Raw genomic sequence first — 14,890 nt, 5'->3', positions numbered from 1 at the left:
ACCTTTGGAGAGGCTTTGAAATAAGGGAACAAACACGAGCATCCTTTTGTCCAAACTCTTTATAAATTTATAAAACATGAAAAGGAAAAGTTTTACGATCTTACTTTTGCTACTCTTCTTTGGATTGGCCTTTACTGCACCCATACCCTTTCTCAAACCTTCCTTTTTGAATTTAAAGGAAGACTTAGAAGAATCCACAAAGGCGGGAAAGTATCTCTTCATAATGTTCCATCAGGAAGGTTGTCCCTTCTGCGATAAGATGAGAAGGGTGACCTTTCAGGACAGTCAAGTTCAGAGCTATTACACAAAGCACTTCAACATGGTGGAAATTGACATAAGGGGCAGTCTGGAGGTGGTGGATTTTGATGGTAAAAAGACCACAGAAAGGCAGTTTGCCCTAAAGCATGGCGTAAGACTAACACCAGTGTTTATGTTTTTAGACAAAAACGGCAATGTGATAGCCAAGGTGCCCGGTTATATAGAACCAAGGGAGTTTTTGCTAATAGGTAGGTGGGTGGTGGAAGAGCATTACAAGAGGGTCAACCTTGTGAATTTTCTCAGGGAAAATAAAAAATGAGCTTTCTTCTTCTTTTGCTTTTTGTCTCCTTATGCTGGACGCAGGAAGCCATAAAACTTGACCTAAACAAGGCTTACGAGCTGGCTCTTAAAAACAACCCGGATATAAAGAGGGCGATCCTTGAACTGGATAGCTTGGACGCCAGGGAAACTGAATCCAAACTCTTTTTTATGCCGAGGGCAGTTTTGGGTGCGGGGCTAATATACAACTCTAAAAGCGAAGAATGGGAAAAGCCCTTTGGCGTGAGCTTTGTTAGCGTTCTGTATGAATACAGAAAGACCCTACCAAGGATAAGGTCTGCCAAGCTGAGGGCACAAGCCCAAAGGGAGGTTAAAAGGCAGTTGGAAAGGGATCTTAAGATAAAGCTCTTGGAACTTTTTGCCCAAGCAAGCCTTTGGGAAAAACTCACGGAGGTCAAAAGGGAAGAGATGGCAATAGCCTATGTGAGGTTTGACCGGGCGGTTCAGAGAAAGGAATTGGGTTTGGCAACGGATGTGGAGGTTGCCAGGTTGGAGATGGTTTATAGGGACAAGAGGGCGGAGCTCAGAAGGGCACAGTTCGAATACAACCGAACCTTATACCGTATAAAAAAGCTGGTGGGACTTAAGATGGATGAGTATATCACCTTAGAGAGACTATCCTTTGAGCCAAAGAGGGGAAGCCTTGATAAGGAAAAACTCTTAAAAGTTGGCATAGAAAACAGCCCACTGCTGACCATAAAAAGAATAAACCTTGCCCTCTATGAGGAGAGGTTAAAGGAAGCCAACAACCTTTTTGACTTAAGGGTCCAGCTCAGGGGTGAGGTGGGAAACAGCATAAGAACGGGGATGCCTCAGACAAGGGCATACAATCAGACCGGCTGGCGGGCGGGGATAGAAGTCTTTTTGCTCCTCTTTGACCTATCAACTCCCTTTAATCTTATTGAGCTGGAAAACCAGAAAAGAGGCGTCCTTGTGGAGATAGAGGATAGCCTGAAAGAGTTGGAGCTTTTGGTAAATTCTGCCGATTACGAATACTCTTATCTGCTTTCCAAACTGGATTATGTATTGGCAAAGGGTAAATATGCGGAGGAGAACCTTACCTTAAGGAGGTCTGAGTATGAGCTGGAGCTTGCCTTTGATTTGGGTTATGCCATGGCTGAAAAAACGGAGGCGGAGATGGAGATAATGAAGGTAAAGTATGAGATCATGCTCTTTCTTGCCAAGCTGTACAGTTTGGTAGGTTTAGACCCCTTTTTAGCTTTGGAGGATCGCCATGGTTTTGTTAAGCCTAATTAGCTTTTTGGTATTTTCCCTTGGCTTTTCTCAAGAGGTGAACGTGTATGCCATAGTGAAAGGTGCGGTAAAGAAGGTTTATGTAAAGGAGGGTCAAAGGGTAAAGAAGGACCAACCCTTGGTAGAGATAAACCCAGACCTTTACTTGGCAGAAAAGGAGAGGCTAACCGCCCAGTTGGAGGCACAAAGGCTCAAGCTTGAAAAGACGGAGAGAGATTTTAAGAGGTATGAGGAGCTATACAACAGGGGGCTCCTCTCAAAGAGCGAGTATGAAGACTGGAAAAACCGGTATGAGAGAGAAAGGGCAACCTATCTTTCCCTTGAGGCGGAGCTAAAGGGAGTGGAAAAGCTCATAGAATACTGCCAAATAAGGGCACCCACCAGTGGCGTTGTAAAGAAGGTCTTTGTTAGAGAGCAATCCTTCATAAACGGGACCCTCTCACCCCACCTTTTGCTCATCCTCTCGGAAGATTAGTTCAGTGATCCCTATTCACTATACCTTTAATGAGCTGGAGGAGGGCTTGGCTGTTTTCAAACTTACCAACAAACTCCAAAACCGGTGCGATTTCCTCCTCTGCCCGTTTTTTTGTGTTTTCCACGCCACCCAGCAAAACCACCCTTTCCCTTAGCTCCTCTGTGTTTCCCTTGCCAAACCTTTCCAAAACCCACTGCTTGTCTAAGTGGTCCAGAACAGAAAGTAAGGGGTAGGTGCATTTGCCATCCCTCAGGTCGTTGCCCACAGGCTTTCCGAGGCGTTCCTCCGAAGAGGAGTAATCTAAAGCATCATCTATAAGTTGGAACGCCCTGCCAACTTTTAAGCCCATCTGGTAAAACTCCTCCGCAAGAGGACTTTCCGCCATTAGGGCACCCACGCCCATGCTTGCCCCAAAGAGGGCACCCGTCTTGCCATCTATAATTCTGAAGTATTCCTCTTCTGAGATGAGTTTTCCGAGGGATAAAAGCTCCAAAAGCTGAGATTGGGACATGTGCATAACTGCCCGACTGACCATCTCCACCGCCTGAAGGTTGCCGTAATTGGCATAAAGCCAAAGGGCTTTTGCGTAAAAGTAGTCTCCCCCAAGAACTACCGCCTGATTGCCAAAGAGAACGTTTGCGGAAGGTCTTCCCCTCCGAGTATGTGCACCATCCACCACATCGTCATGGAGCAAAGAAGCCATGTGTATGTATTCTATGCCCACCGCCAAAGGAACCACCCTTTCCACATCTCCTCCCAGCATTCTGCAAACTTCCATCATAAGCAAAGGTCTGAGCCTTTTTCCACCCGCAGAGAGTATGTGTCTTCCCACATCCTCTACGAGCTTTATCTCCGGGTCCAAGTAATCAAGCATAAACTGGTTAAACTGACTAAGCTCCAACATCTAAGGAAAATTATAAGCGCTGTTTAAGCTTTTAACGGTAGTTCTTTAACCCTATGGTTTTGAAATCTTTTAATTAGCTTCATAAAAATAAGGGAAGTCATGTATGCATCCTCAAGGGCATCGTGAAGGTTGGATGTGGGTAAATTTAACCTCTTGGTAAGCTCCTCCAGGGTGGGTATTTGGTCCTTATCGGAGAGCAGGTCTATCACATCCAAGTGGTAAGGATAGAAGGCACCGTTGCAGGCATTTTTTATTAGGTTTCTCATAACCGCAATGTCTATATCTACAAAGTAGCCCACCAAAAGGCAACCCTTGGAAAACTCAAGAAACCTCTCGCAGGCTTCCTTAGGAGAAACTCCCTCCTTTAGATCCTCCGGAGTTATTCCGTGCACCTTTATGCTCTCTAAGGTGTCCATAGAGATGTTAAGCTTTAGGTTTAATGTGTCGGAGAACTTTAAAGTTAGCCCTTGCAAGCGGAAGGCACCTATGCTGAGAACCTTAGCCCTCTTGAGGTCTGTTCCCGTGGTTTCTGTATCAAAGACAACAAAGCAGTGTTCTTTTACGGGCTTATTGAGGTCTATTTCCCAGTTAAAAGCATCAAAGCTTTCCTTGTAGAGCTTTCTGTAGAACCATCTCTTTAGCTCAGTTAAGTTCATTGAGAAAGCTCATAACGGTTTTTCCAATTATAAATTATATTGTGATTGTGGAGGTAAAAATGGCGGTAAAAGAGATAATGGATACGCTTGCCAATCAGACGGTGGCTAACAAAAAGCTCTCTGAACTTGTGAAGGATATAAGGTTGGTGGGAAATGTCCTTGAGGTTATATTCATGCTACCGGATAGAACTTTAGAGTCGGAGATAAGGGAAAAGGCTATGCAAGCTTTAAAGGAAGTGGAGGGCATAGGAGAGGTAAGGGTCAGGTTTGCGGACATGACTCCCCCTCCCCAGCAAAGCCCAGCCTTTCAGAGAAGAAGACTGCCCGGTATAAAGCATCTCATCGTGGTGGGCAGTGGAAAGGGTGGTGTGGGTAAATCCACCGTGGCGGTCAATTTGGCGGTTGCCTTTTCCAAACTTGGCTACAAGGTGGGACTTTTGGACGCAGACATCTACGGACCCAGCGTGCCCACCATGCTTGGCATAAAAAACCAAAAGGTGGAGGTGGATGCCTTCCAGCGGATCATCCCCATAGAAAAATATGGAATGAAGGTCATGTCCATAGGCTTTTTGCTACCCTCCGAGGATACACCCTTAATATGGCGCGGTCCTATGCTCATGAAGGCACTGATGCAATTTCTCTTTGATGTGAAGTGGGGCAGTTTGGACTTTTTGGTTTTGGACTTGCCACCAGGCACGGGCGATGTGCAACTGACCCTTGCCCAAACGGTGGAGATGGACGGTGCAATCGTGGTAACAACTCCTCAGGATGTAGCCCTTGCGGACGTGAAAAAGGCGGTGGTTATGTTCAAGGAGGTGGGCGTGCCCGTGCTCGGAGTTATAGAAAACATGGCATACTTTGTATGCCCAGAAACTGGCAACAAATACTACATTTTTGGAAAGGGAAGGGTGCTTGGTTTTGCCCAAGCCTACGGCCTGAACGTTTTAGGTTCTATCCCCATAGAGCCGGAGGTTTCGGAAACCTCCGACACGGGAGTGCCAGTGGTAGAGAGCTATCCAGAATCTGCGTCCGCAAAAGCCTTTTTAAACATAGCAAAAATAATTAGCCAAGAACTTGAAAGGAGGTAAGACATGTTTATAAAAAAGCTTGGCAAAAGGGTTGTTTATTTGGACCATATAGCCACAACGCCCGTAGCCCAAGAGGTTATAGAAGCAATGCTACCCTACTTTAGGGAACACTTTGGCAATCCTACCTCTTTGCACAGCTTTGGGCAAGTTGCCAAAAAGGCTATAAATAACGCAAGGGAAAAGGTCGCCCAACTTATAAATGCAAACTCCCCAGAGGAGATCATCTTTACCTCTGGTGGTATAGAAGCCAACAACTTGGCAATAAAGGGCATAGCCAAGGCATACGAAAAGAAGGGAAGGCACATAGTCTCCACCGAGATAGAGCACCACTCCGTCCTTCACCCACTGAAGACCTTGGAAAGGGAAGGATGGGAGGTAACTTATCTAAAGCCGGATAAGTATGGGCTCATCCATCCAGACCAGGTGAGGGAAGCAGTAAGAAACGACACGGTTTTAGTTAGCATAGGACACTCCAACAGAGAGATCGGCACCATCCAGAACATAAAGGAGCTTGTAAAGGCTGCAAAGGAAAAGAACCCTAAGGTAATATTCCATACGGATGCATGTCCTACCTTGGGACATTACCCGGTGGACCTGCAGGACTGGGGCGTGGATGCGGCGTCCTTTACTGCCCATCTCATGTATGGACCAAAGGGTGTGGGTGCCCTATGGACTAGGAAGGGTGTAAAGGTCAGACCTCTGATAGAGGGTGGCACCCAAGAGAGGGGAGTCCGGGCTGGCACCGAGAATGTGCCGGGCATTGTGGGCTTTGGTGCAGCGGCAGAGTTAGCCATGAAGGAGCTTGAGGACAGAATGACAAGGCTCTCTTACTACAGAGACAAGCTCAAAAAAGCCATTGAAGAGAAGCTTGATTACATAGAATTCACAGGACATCCCACCCAAAGACTGCCCCATCACCTTTCCCTGATCGTTCATCTCATAGAGGGAGAGGCAATGCTTTTAAGGTTAGACCTAATGGGAGTGGAAACCGCCTCCGGTTCCGCGTGCGTATCTTTGGCGCTTAAGCAGTCCCACGTGCTCTTTGCCATAGGAGTTCCCAAAGAGGTTGCCAACGGTTCCCTGGTCTTTAGCTTTGGAAGGGACAACACAGAAGAGGACGTAGATTATGTGGCGGAGGAGTTTCCCAAGACAGTAAAGCTCTTAAGGGAACTCTCTCCTTTCACTCCGGAGAATTGGGAGCAGTACGTGAAAGGTAAAAAGTGAGCTTTTCTTCCACAAGCTTTAGGTCCTCCTCTGTATCTACACCGTGATAGTAATTTTGGCTGAGGAGGACCTTTATCTTTATTCCATTCTCCAAGAGGCGGAGCTGTTCAAGGGACTCAAGCCTTTCCAAATGGGAAGGTTGCCAGCGCACAAAATCCATCAAAACATCCTTTCTGAAGGCGTATATGCCCACATGCTTGAGAGGATAAAAGCTGTCCTCCTGCTTTAGGTAGGGAATAGGGCTCCTTGAAAAGTAGAGGGCGTATTGGTCTTTGTCCAGAACCACCTTCACGGAGGATGTGTCCCTGTAGGCGTCCGGGTCCCTAACTGCCAAAGTCGCCACGGGGCTCTCTTCAAGGGCTAAAAATAGCCTTTGAACATCTTCTTTATAGACAAAGGGCTCATCCCCCTGGTAGTTTATAACAAAATCCACGTCCAGGTCTTTAACCACATGGGCAACCCGGTCGCTCCCGGAGGGTATGTCCGATGGAGTGAAAACTACCTTAACGGGTAGGTCCTTTACCACCTCTGCAATCTTTTCACTATCCACCGCAAGGATAACATCCTCCCCAGTTCTCAAACAGCCTTCCACCACCCACCTTATAAGCGGTTTTCCCTTTATAACCTGCAGTGGCTTTTCCTTAAGTCTTGAAGAGCCAAGCCTTGATGGAATAACGATCAGCTTACGCATTTTTTCTTTATTAACTCCACCAGCTCAGGGAAAAAGTCTCCCTTGATTATGCTCTTTTCTTTGAGTTCCATCAGATTAAAATCTTATACCATGAGTGTGGGTTTTATAGGTCTTGGAAGCCTTGGAAAGACAATAGCCAAAAGGTTAATAGATCAGGGCGTTCCCCTTGTGGTTTGGAACAGAACAAAAGAGAAGGCTTTGGACTTGGGTGTGGAGATTGCCCAAAGTCCAGCAGAACTTAGCAAAAAGGTAAATACCATCTTTGTTATGGTCTTTGATTCACAGGCAAGCGAAGAGGTGATCTTTGGGAAGGAAGGCTTAGTGCAGGGAGACATAAAGGGGAAGACCATCATAGACATGACCACCAACCATTACAGATATGTGGAGTTTGCATACCAAGAGTTAAAAAAACTGGGTGCGTATTATCTGGATGCCCCCGTGCTTGGGAGCGTGATCCCCGCCCAAAAGGGAGAGCTAACCATACTGGTTGCCGGAGAAAAGGAGAAGTTTGAAGAGCACAAAGGTCTTTTTGAAAAGTTCTGCCGGGCTATCTACTATGTGGGAGAGGTGGGCAATGCCACAAAGCTAAAACTTATAAACAACATAGTTTTGGGTGGTTTTATGGAAATTTTGGCGTCCGCCATAGCTTTGGGTGAGAGGGCAGGCTTTGACAAAGAACTGATTATAAACATTCTCAACGACGGTGCGGGCAAGTCCTACATCCTTGACGTGAAAAAGAAAAAGCTCTTAGAAGAGGACTTTTCCACCCACTTTTCCGTGGATTTGATATACAAAGACCTTCACTATGCCCAAGATCTGGTAAAAGATCTAAACGCCTTTACTTTTAGCTTGCAGAATGTAAAGGAAGCTTACGGCTTGGCAAGGGCTATGGGACTAAAAGACTTGGACTTCTCCGCAGTTTATAAGGTTTTTAAAAGAACTTAAGAGCCCTGTCTCCTATGTCCTTTCTGTAGTGCATGCCCTCAAAGTGTATTTTTTCCACCGCCTTGTATGCCTTTTCCTTCGCCTCTTTTAAGCTGTTGCCCCACGCACAGACGTTGAGAACCCTTCCGCCCGTAGTGATGAGCTTTCCATCCTTTAGCTCCGTGCCCGCGTGGAAGATTATCACATCCTCATCTTTGATGTCCTCAAGACCGTGTATCTCTTTGCCCACCTCTGGCTTTTCTGGGTAGCCTTTGCTTGCTAACACCACACACAGGGAACACCTTTCGTCTATGTCCAAGCTTACCTTTTTGCCTTCGTAAAAGTCTAAAAGCTTTTCCAAAAAGTCCCCCTTTATTCTCATCAGGAGGGGCTGTGCCTCTGGGTCTCCGAGCCTTACGTTGAACTCCAAAACCATGGGTCCCCTTGAGGTTAGCATCAAGCCCGCGTACAAAAAGCCCCTGTAGTATATCCCCTCCTGGGCAAGGGCTTTTAAGGTCCTTTCAATGATCAGCTCCCTTATTGCCTTTTCAGTTTCTGCATCCACGAAGGGATTGGGTGAATATGCCCCCATTCCGCCCGTGTTGGGTCCTTTGTCTCCGTCCAAGAGCCTTTTGTGGTCCTGAGAGGTGGGAAGTGGAACGTACTCGGTACCATTTACCATAACTATGTAAGACGCCTCTTCTCCTTCCAAAAACTCCTCTATAACTACCCTTTTGCCCGCGGGACCTAAGATGCCCCTGTTCATAAACAGGTCTATAGTCTCCAAAGCAGACTGCTCGGTTTTACAGATCACCGCACCCTTTCCACCGGCAAGCCCGTCCGCCTTTATCACCAGAGGAACACCAAAATCCTTTACAAACCTCTTTGCCTTGTCTGGGTCCTCAAAGACCTCAAAGTTCGCGGTGGGAATGCCATGCTTTAGCATAAACCTTTTGGCAAAGACCTTGCTACCTTCCAGCATGGATGCCCTTTGGGAGGGTCCAAAGATCTTTAGTCCTCTGCTTTCAAACTCATCCACAATGCCCTCTACGAGGGGTGCTTCAGGACCTACCACCGTAAAGTCTATGCCTTCCCTTTGGGCAAAGTCCGCAAGCTCTTTAACGTTGGTTGGGTCTATGGGAACCCTCTTTCCCTTAATACCCCCGTTTCCCTTTGCCACAAAGACCTCTTTAACCAAAGGGCTTTGGTTGATTTTCCAATAGAGGGCGTGCTCTCTTCCTCCGTTTCCAACTATCAAAACCTTCACGAATATTGATTATACTATAGCATTTATGAAAGAGCTTATAAAAGAAAAGCTGGAAACCCTCCTCAGAGAAAAGTATTCCCTTGAAGGCTTGAACTACACCATAGAAGAGCCAAAGGACCGCCATCTTGGAGACCTTGCTACAAATGTTTGCTTTTTACTATCAAAACACCTTAAAAAACCACCCCATCTCCTCGCAGAGGAAATTGCAAAGGAACTAAGCAACGAAGATTTTCAGGCGGAACCACTGAGGGGATTCATAAACTTTCGCTTCTCGGAAGGTCGGATAAAAGAGAGCTTTAGGGAACTTTTGAGCCTTGCTTCCAACTACTACTTTGAAGACATAGGAAAGGGTAAAAGGTTGCAGATTGAGTTTGTTAGTGCCAACCCTACGGGACCCTTGCATCTGGGACATGGCAGGGGTGCGGTGGTGGGAGACGCCCTATACAGGCTTCTAAAGGCTTTTGGCTATGATGTGGTGAGGGAATACTACATAAACGACGCAGGCTACCAGGTATATCTCTTTGGACTTTCTATCCTCTACAGGGTTTATGAGCTCTTTGGTAAAGAGGACCAAGAATTAAAGCAGAAGTTTGAAGAAGAGGGCTACAAGGGGAATTACGTCAAAGAGCTTGCCAAGGATGTTAAAGCCTTCTTTGGAGAAGAGGTGTTGGGCTGGGAGAAGGAACAGGCAATAGAGAAGTTAGGTGAGTATGGCGTAAAAAGGATGTTGGAGGATATAAAAGAAACCCTTGCCTTTATGGGCGTAGAATTTGACCTTTGGGTCAGCGAAAAGAGCCTCCACCAGAGGGGGCTTGTGGAAAAGGTCATAAAGCTCTTGGAAAAGAAGGGTTATACCTACGCCCAAGATGGTGCCCTTTGGTTCAAGAGTTCAAACTTTGGCGATGACAAGGACAGGGTTCTGGTAAGGTCCGATGGCACTCCCACCTACTTTGCGGGAGATATAGCCTACCATTATTACAAGTACGAGCGAGGTTTTGAAGAAGTTATAAACCTATGGGGAGCAGACCACTGGGGCTATCTCCCAAGATTGAAGGGAGCCCTAAAAGCCCTTGGCATACCGGAAGATTGGCTAAAGGTGGAATTTGTGCAGATGGTAAGGCTGTTCTCCGGTGGAAAGGAAATTAGGATGTCAAAGAGAACCGGTGAGTTTATAACCCTTAGGGAGCTTTTGGAAGAGGTTGGCGTTGATGCAGTTAGGTTCATCTTTCTAACAAAGCGCTCCGACACACCCCTTGATTTTGATATAGACCTTGTTAAACAAAACACCGCAGAAAACCCCGTCTTTTATGTGCAGTATGCCCACGCCCGCGTTAGGGGAGTTTTCAGGGAAGTGCGCCAGAGGTTTGGCGTAGATCCAGATAAAGAGAGTTTAACAGAATACGTAAATCACATGAAAGATCAGCAAGGTCTAGAGCTTATGAAAAAACTTCTCTTCTTTAAAGACACCCTTAAGGATGCGGTGCTCAACCTTTCCCCCCACCTAATCGTCTATGACCTTTTAGAAATCGCTAAGCTATTTCATAATTATTACAATCATCACAGGGTAATGGTAGAAGATAAAAGTGTTATGATGTGTAGGCTATCTCTTTTGAAAGGTGTTGAGATTGGCTTGAAGGTTGGTTTAAACTTAATAGGAGTGAATGCACCAGAGCGCATGTAGAAGGAGGGAAAGATGAGAAGAGAAAGGCTATTGATCCTGTTGGGAACTCTAATAGCTTTGATATTCTTCTATGTAGGCTTGAATAAATGGCTTGAGAGCAAACCAGAGAGTGCACCACCACCTGTGGTAGTAAAACCCACTCCTCCACAGCCAGCTTCTCCACAACAAGAGGGAAAACCCAAGGAGGAGGCAAAGGTAGAGGAGAAAAAGCAAACTCCTCCACCTGAACCACAAAAACAGAAGGAAGACTTAATAGCTCAAAAGATACAAGAAGAGAAAACCAAAGAAGTTCAGAAAACCCAAGAGAGAAAAAACTTAACAGCTCAAAAGCAGGAAACTCGGGAGGAAGTAGCTAAACGGGAAAAGCAAGCGGAAAAACCAAAGGGAGAGGTTAAAGAGTATGTTATACAGATAGGAGCCTTTAGCTCAAAAGAAAATGCAGACAGAGCCTTAGAGAAGGCTAAAAGCATGGGCTACAGGGGTGAAATTGTGAACGAGGATAATTTTTATAAGGTGAGAGTAAGGGTAAAGACTGATGATCCAAAGAAGGTTTTAGCTAAGTTGAAGGCCACCTTTGGCGGTGCCATAATCAAGCAATGAGGTTTTTGTTAATCCTTATCTGGTTTGTCTTTTTTCTCTCCTGCGCACCCACCACAAAGGAAGGGCAGGTTAAAGACTGGCTTTACTACTATGACCTTGGCATGTCTGCCCTATCTGCAAAAAACTACTCAGAGGCAATAGCGAACTTTTTCATAGCCACTCAGAAGGCGCCAAATGAGCCAAAGGTCTGGAACGCTTTAGGCATTGCCTACATGGAGGTTTTTGAATATGAGAAGGCGGAGTCTGTCTTTAAGAGAGCCCTTGAGGTGGATAAAAAATTCACTGAAGCAAGGCTTAACTTAGGGGTGATGTATTTTAGAAAAAAAGACTATGAGAAGGCCTTGAGAGAAATAAGAACAGCCCTTGCAGATGAAGCCTTTCCTCACAAACACATAGCCTTTTACTATTTGGCAAGGATATACAAAGCCCTTGATAACCAGAACCTATACTTGGAGAATTTAAGAAAGGCAACTGCATACAACCCTACGTTCTTTGAGGCACAGTTAGAGTTGGCGAATGCCTACGAAGAGATGGGAGACTATAGGTCTGCCCTTGATGTGTATAGAAACCTTCTTAACAACGGTATAAATACACCTCAAATAGAACTAAGTATGGCGAGGCTTCTGTTTTATACAGAGGATTACGAGAATGCAAAGCTTTTCATAAAGAGGCTAATAGAAAACAAACAGGCGGATGCCAGTCAAAAAGCTAAGGCATACGAATTGCTCAATCAGATATTGGTCAAAGAGCAGGAGAGATTAATAAGCAGGAAAACGGCTTCTACCCAAAAGGAGAGGGAGAAACCCAAGGTGGAGGAAAAAATCCAAGAGTTACCTCCAAAAGAAGAGCCAATCAGTAAGGAAAAATTAACTAACCAAACAGAGCCAGAAATGATAAAGCCCGAAAGGAAAACGGAGAATAAACCTGCAGAAGCCCAAAAGGAGCGTGTCTTTAGGATCCAACTGGGTGCCTTTTCCTCGGAGGAGAGTGCTAAGGCATGGAAGGAAAAAATAGAGAAGGAATTGGGTATAAAGGACCTAATGATAGTGGAACAGCTCGGAATATACAGGGTTCTATATGGAAGTTTTAAGAGCAGGGCAGAGGCAGAGGCTCAGATTGAAAGACTAAGAAACTACAATCTTTATGGTTTCATTGTGCAAGACTGAACTTGAAAAGCCAAGGGCGTAGGTTATAATTTTAAGTCCCAAGGAGGTGCAATTATGGCGAGCTTGAACTCAAACGGTTTTGTTTTGACTACGGTGGATGAACTTTTGAGCTGGGGAAGGAGAAACGCCCTTTGGCCTGTAACCATAGGGCTTGCCTGCTGTGCTATAGAGATGATGCACACTGCCGCCTCTCGCTTTGATTTAGATAGATTGGGAGTTATATTTAGGGCTTCTCCAAGGCAGGCGGACCTGCTGATAGTGGCGGGTACAGTTGTTAATAAGGTGGCGCCCATGCTAAAGCTCATATGGGAACAGATGCCAGACCCAAAGTGGTGTATATCCATGGGAGGTTGCGCGTCTGCGGGGGGACCATTCCCCACATATTCAACCCTTCAGGGAGTGGATAGGATAATCCCGGTGGATGTTTATATACCAGGTTGTCCTCCACATCCGCAGGGGCTCATATACGGCATACTTCAGCTTCAAAAGAAGATAAAACAGATGGGCGTTAAAAAGTATGACAAAGCCTTTGAGGAGTTCAACAGAGAGATACAAAGACAGGGGCTTATCCCTACCGAAGTCCAAGTTTGAGGTGCTATTATGCCCTGGATGAACAAGGTTTCCGCAGATAGGATCAAGCAAGAGTTCAAGGATGTAGAGGTAGAACACACTGAACATACCACTAACCTACATGTGAAAAAGGAAAAGCTTTTGGAGTTTCTTAGCTTTCTCAAAAACAAAGAGGGCTACAGGCACTTTATAGACCTTTTCTGCATAGATTTCCCCGATAGAAAGGAACGTTTTCAGGGAGTATACATACTCTACAACCCCGATGAGAACGAGAGGGTAATCGTAAAAACCTGGGCAAAGGATGGAAAGTTGCCCTCCGTTCAGAACTTATGGGCATGCGCCAAGTGGGCAGAAAGGGAAGCGTACGATATGTTTGGTGTGGAGTTTGAAGGACACGAGAACCTCCGGCGCATGTTCATGTGGGAGGGTTACCCTTACTTTCCTCTCCGAAAGGATTTTCCTCTGGAAGGTATTCCCGAAGTAGAACTGCCTTCTCTTACGGAGCTTATGCACGGAAGGACAGACCCACCCAGTCATGACTATGAGCTGCTGCATACCCGGATTGCCACCCTTGAGGACTTAGAAAGAACAGAAAAGGCAAGACTTCAGAAAAAAGCACAGCTTGTTTTAAACTGGGGACCCCTGCACCCGGGAACCCACGGTACCATATGGTTTTTGTTTGACTTGGATGGAGAGAATGTAGTTCAGTGTGATGTGATATTGGGACAGCTTCATCGGGGAATGGAGAAGATCGCAGAGAATCTCTACTACTTTCAGTTTCTGCCATACACAGACCGTATGGATTACATATCCGCCATCTGCAACGAGCTGGCTTATGTGAGCGCAGTAGAAAAGCTCTTGGGTGTGGATGTGCCCGAAAAGGCAAGGTATATAAGGACTATGTTTGCAGAACTGCAGAGGATAAACTCACACCTCCTTTGGCTTGGCACGGGTGCGTTGGACCTTGGGGCGCTGACGGTCTTTTTGTATGCCTTTAGGGAAAGGGAAAAGATCATGGACATCATAGAAGGAAACGCGGGCTACAGGCTAACTTCCGCCTTTTTGAGAATAGGTGGAGTCCATTATGACTTGGCGGAAGGAACGCTGGATGTGGTGAAGGCTTTTATCAAAGATTTTCCTCAAAGGTTAAAGGAATACCATCAGCTTCTTACAAGGAACAGAATATGGCTCAGAAGGACCAAGGATGTGGGAGTGATCACCAAGGAGGATGTTTTTAACTACGGTTTGACAGGACCAGTTGCCAGAGGTTCTGGTGTGCCCTACGACATAAGAAAGCTTGAGCCTTACGCAGCTTACGACGAGGTGGAGTTTGATGTGCCCGTGGGAGAGGTGGGAGATGTATATGACAGATACTTGGTGCGTATGGAGGAGATGGTTCAGAGCCTACGAATTGTAGAACAGTGCGTAAGCAAGCTGGAGAAACTTCCAAAGAGTGCCCCCTACATAAACAAAGAGCATCCCGCAGTTATGGCACCCAAGGAGGAAGTGTTCAGGAACTTAGAGAGCATGGTTAAAAACTTCAGGATAGTGGTGCATGGAGAGAAGGCTCCTAAGGGAGAGGTTTATGTTAGCGGGGAAAACCCAAGGGGAGAGTTGGGCTTTTACATATACTCCATCGGGGACTCAAAGCCCTACCGTCTTAGGATCAGGTCTGGTGCCCTTTATAACCTTTCCATCTTTCCCAAGCTCATTGAGGGCAGGACTATTGCAGATGCTATAGCCCTCTTGGGAAGCTTAGACCCAGTGGTGGGAGAAACGGACAGGTAGGAGGG

Annotated in this window: 15 protein-coding genes; 11 read left to right on the top strand and 4 right to left on the bottom strand. The window is 46.1% G+C overall.

The window, feature by feature from the left end:
* The first annotated feature begins 76 nt into the window (after positions 1–76).
* From THERU_RS05380 to THERU_RS05370, 3 genes are read left to right on the top strand one after another with little or no spacing between them, the layout of a single operon-like run.
* Positions 77–577, top strand: a complete 501-nt coding sequence (locus THERU_RS05380; protein WP_025306257.1) for a thioredoxin family protein — start codon at positions 77–79, stop codon at positions 575–577.
* Positions 574–1,854: a TolC family protein gene (locus THERU_RS05375; RefSeq protein WP_025306256.1), complete on the top strand. Its 1,281-nt coding sequence runs from the start codon at positions 574–576 to the stop codon at positions 1,852–1,854. The genes THERU_RS05380 and THERU_RS05375 overlap by 4 nt, the downstream gene beginning before the upstream one ends.
* A complete protein-coding gene (locus THERU_RS05370; RefSeq protein WP_025306255.1) occupies positions 1,832–2,326 on the top strand; it encodes an efflux RND transporter periplasmic adaptor subunit in 495 nt (164 codons plus the stop codon). Before THERU_RS05375 ends, THERU_RS05370 begins: the two co-directional genes overlap by 23 nt.
* Before the next feature lies 1 nt (position 2,327).
* Here the strand turns inward: THERU_RS05370 and THERU_RS05365 are convergent, their stop codons facing one another.
* Both THERU_RS05365 and THERU_RS05360 read right to left on the bottom strand, forming a co-directional pair.
* A complete protein-coding gene (locus tag THERU_RS05365; RefSeq protein ID WP_025306254.1) occupies positions 2,328–3,230 on the bottom strand; it encodes a polyprenyl synthetase family protein in 903 nt (300 codons plus the stop codon).
* Between the two features lie 23 nt (positions 3,231–3,253).
* Positions 3,254–3,886, bottom strand: coding sequence for a 3'-5' exonuclease (locus THERU_RS05360; RefSeq protein ID WP_025306253.1), 633 nt, complete (start codon positions 3,884–3,886; stop codon positions 3,254–3,256).
* Between the two features lie 59 nt (positions 3,887–3,945).
* Here THERU_RS05360 and THERU_RS05355 point away from each other — a divergent pair, with 59 nt between their 5' ends.
* Together THERU_RS05355 and THERU_RS05350 are read left to right on the top strand one after the other, a co-directional pair.
* A complete protein-coding gene (locus THERU_RS05355; protein ID WP_025306252.1) occupies positions 3,946–4,974 on the top strand; it encodes an Mrp/NBP35 family ATP-binding protein in 1,029 nt (342 codons plus the stop codon).
* Between the two features lie 3 nt (positions 4,975–4,977).
* A complete protein-coding gene (locus tag THERU_RS05350) occupies positions 4,978–6,198 on the top strand; it encodes a cysteine desulfurase family protein (RefSeq protein WP_025306251.1) in 1,221 nt (406 codons plus the stop codon).
* Here the strand turns inward: THERU_RS05350 and kdsB are convergent.
* On the bottom strand, positions 6,155–6,889 hold the full coding sequence (kdsB, locus tag THERU_RS05345) for a 3-deoxy-manno-octulosonate cytidylyltransferase (RefSeq protein ID WP_025306250.1): 735 nt from the start codon (positions 6,887–6,889) through the stop codon (positions 6,155–6,157). The genes THERU_RS05350 and kdsB overlap by 44 nt on opposite strands.
* Positions 6,890–6,979: 90 nt before the next feature.
* Between kdsB and THERU_RS05340 the strand changes: the two genes are divergently transcribed.
* Positions 6,980–7,834, top strand: coding sequence for an NAD(P)-dependent oxidoreductase (locus THERU_RS05340; protein WP_025306249.1), 855 nt, complete (start codon positions 6,980–6,982; stop codon positions 7,832–7,834).
* Here the strand turns inward: THERU_RS05340 and purD are convergent.
* Positions 7,821–9,080, bottom strand: a complete 1,260-nt coding sequence (gene purD / locus THERU_RS05335; RefSeq protein WP_025306248.1) for a phosphoribosylamine--glycine ligase — start codon at positions 9,078–9,080, stop codon at positions 7,821–7,823. The genes THERU_RS05340 and purD overlap by 14 nt on opposite strands.
* A gap of 25 nt (positions 9,081–9,105) precedes the next feature.
* Between purD and argS the strand changes: the two genes are divergently transcribed.
* From argS to nuoD, 5 genes are read left to right on the top strand one after another with little or no spacing between them, the layout of a single operon-like run.
* Entirely contained in the window at positions 9,106–10,761 is a 1,656-nt protein-coding gene (argS, locus tag THERU_RS05330) for an arginine--tRNA ligase (RefSeq protein WP_025306247.1), read from the top strand.
* Between the two features lie 12 nt (positions 10,762–10,773).
* Positions 10,774–11,361 carry an SPOR domain-containing protein gene (locus THERU_RS05325; protein ID WP_025306246.1) on the top strand — a complete coding sequence of 196 codons (588 nt, stop codon included), beginning with the start codon at positions 10,774–10,776 and terminating at the stop codon, positions 11,359–11,361.
* Positions 11,358–12,527, top strand: a complete 1,170-nt coding sequence (locus THERU_RS05320) for an SPOR domain-containing protein (RefSeq protein ID WP_025306245.1) — start codon at positions 11,358–11,360, stop codon at positions 12,525–12,527. Before THERU_RS05325 ends, THERU_RS05320 begins: the two co-directional genes overlap by 4 nt.
* Positions 12,528–12,581: 54 nt before the next feature.
* Complete coding sequence (locus THERU_RS05315; RefSeq protein WP_025306244.1) at positions 12,582–13,118, top strand: NuoB/complex I 20 kDa subunit family protein; 537 nt, start codon at positions 12,582–12,584, stop codon at positions 13,116–13,118.
* A 9-nt stretch (positions 13,119–13,127) separates the two neighbouring features.
* On the top strand, positions 13,128–14,885 hold the full coding sequence (gene nuoD, locus THERU_RS05310; protein WP_025306243.1) for an NADH dehydrogenase (quinone) subunit D: 1,758 nt from the start codon (positions 13,128–13,130) through the stop codon (positions 14,883–14,885).
* The last annotated feature ends 5 nt before the right edge of the window (positions 14,886–14,890 follow it).

Origin of the sequence: Thermocrinis ruber (assembly GCF_000512735.1) — a bacterium.
GTDB lineage: Bacteria > Aquificota > Aquificia > Aquificales > Aquificaceae > Thermocrinis > Thermocrinis ruber.
Note: the sequence above shows the minus strand (reverse complement) of the source record. Positions and strands in the feature narration are given on the sequence as shown.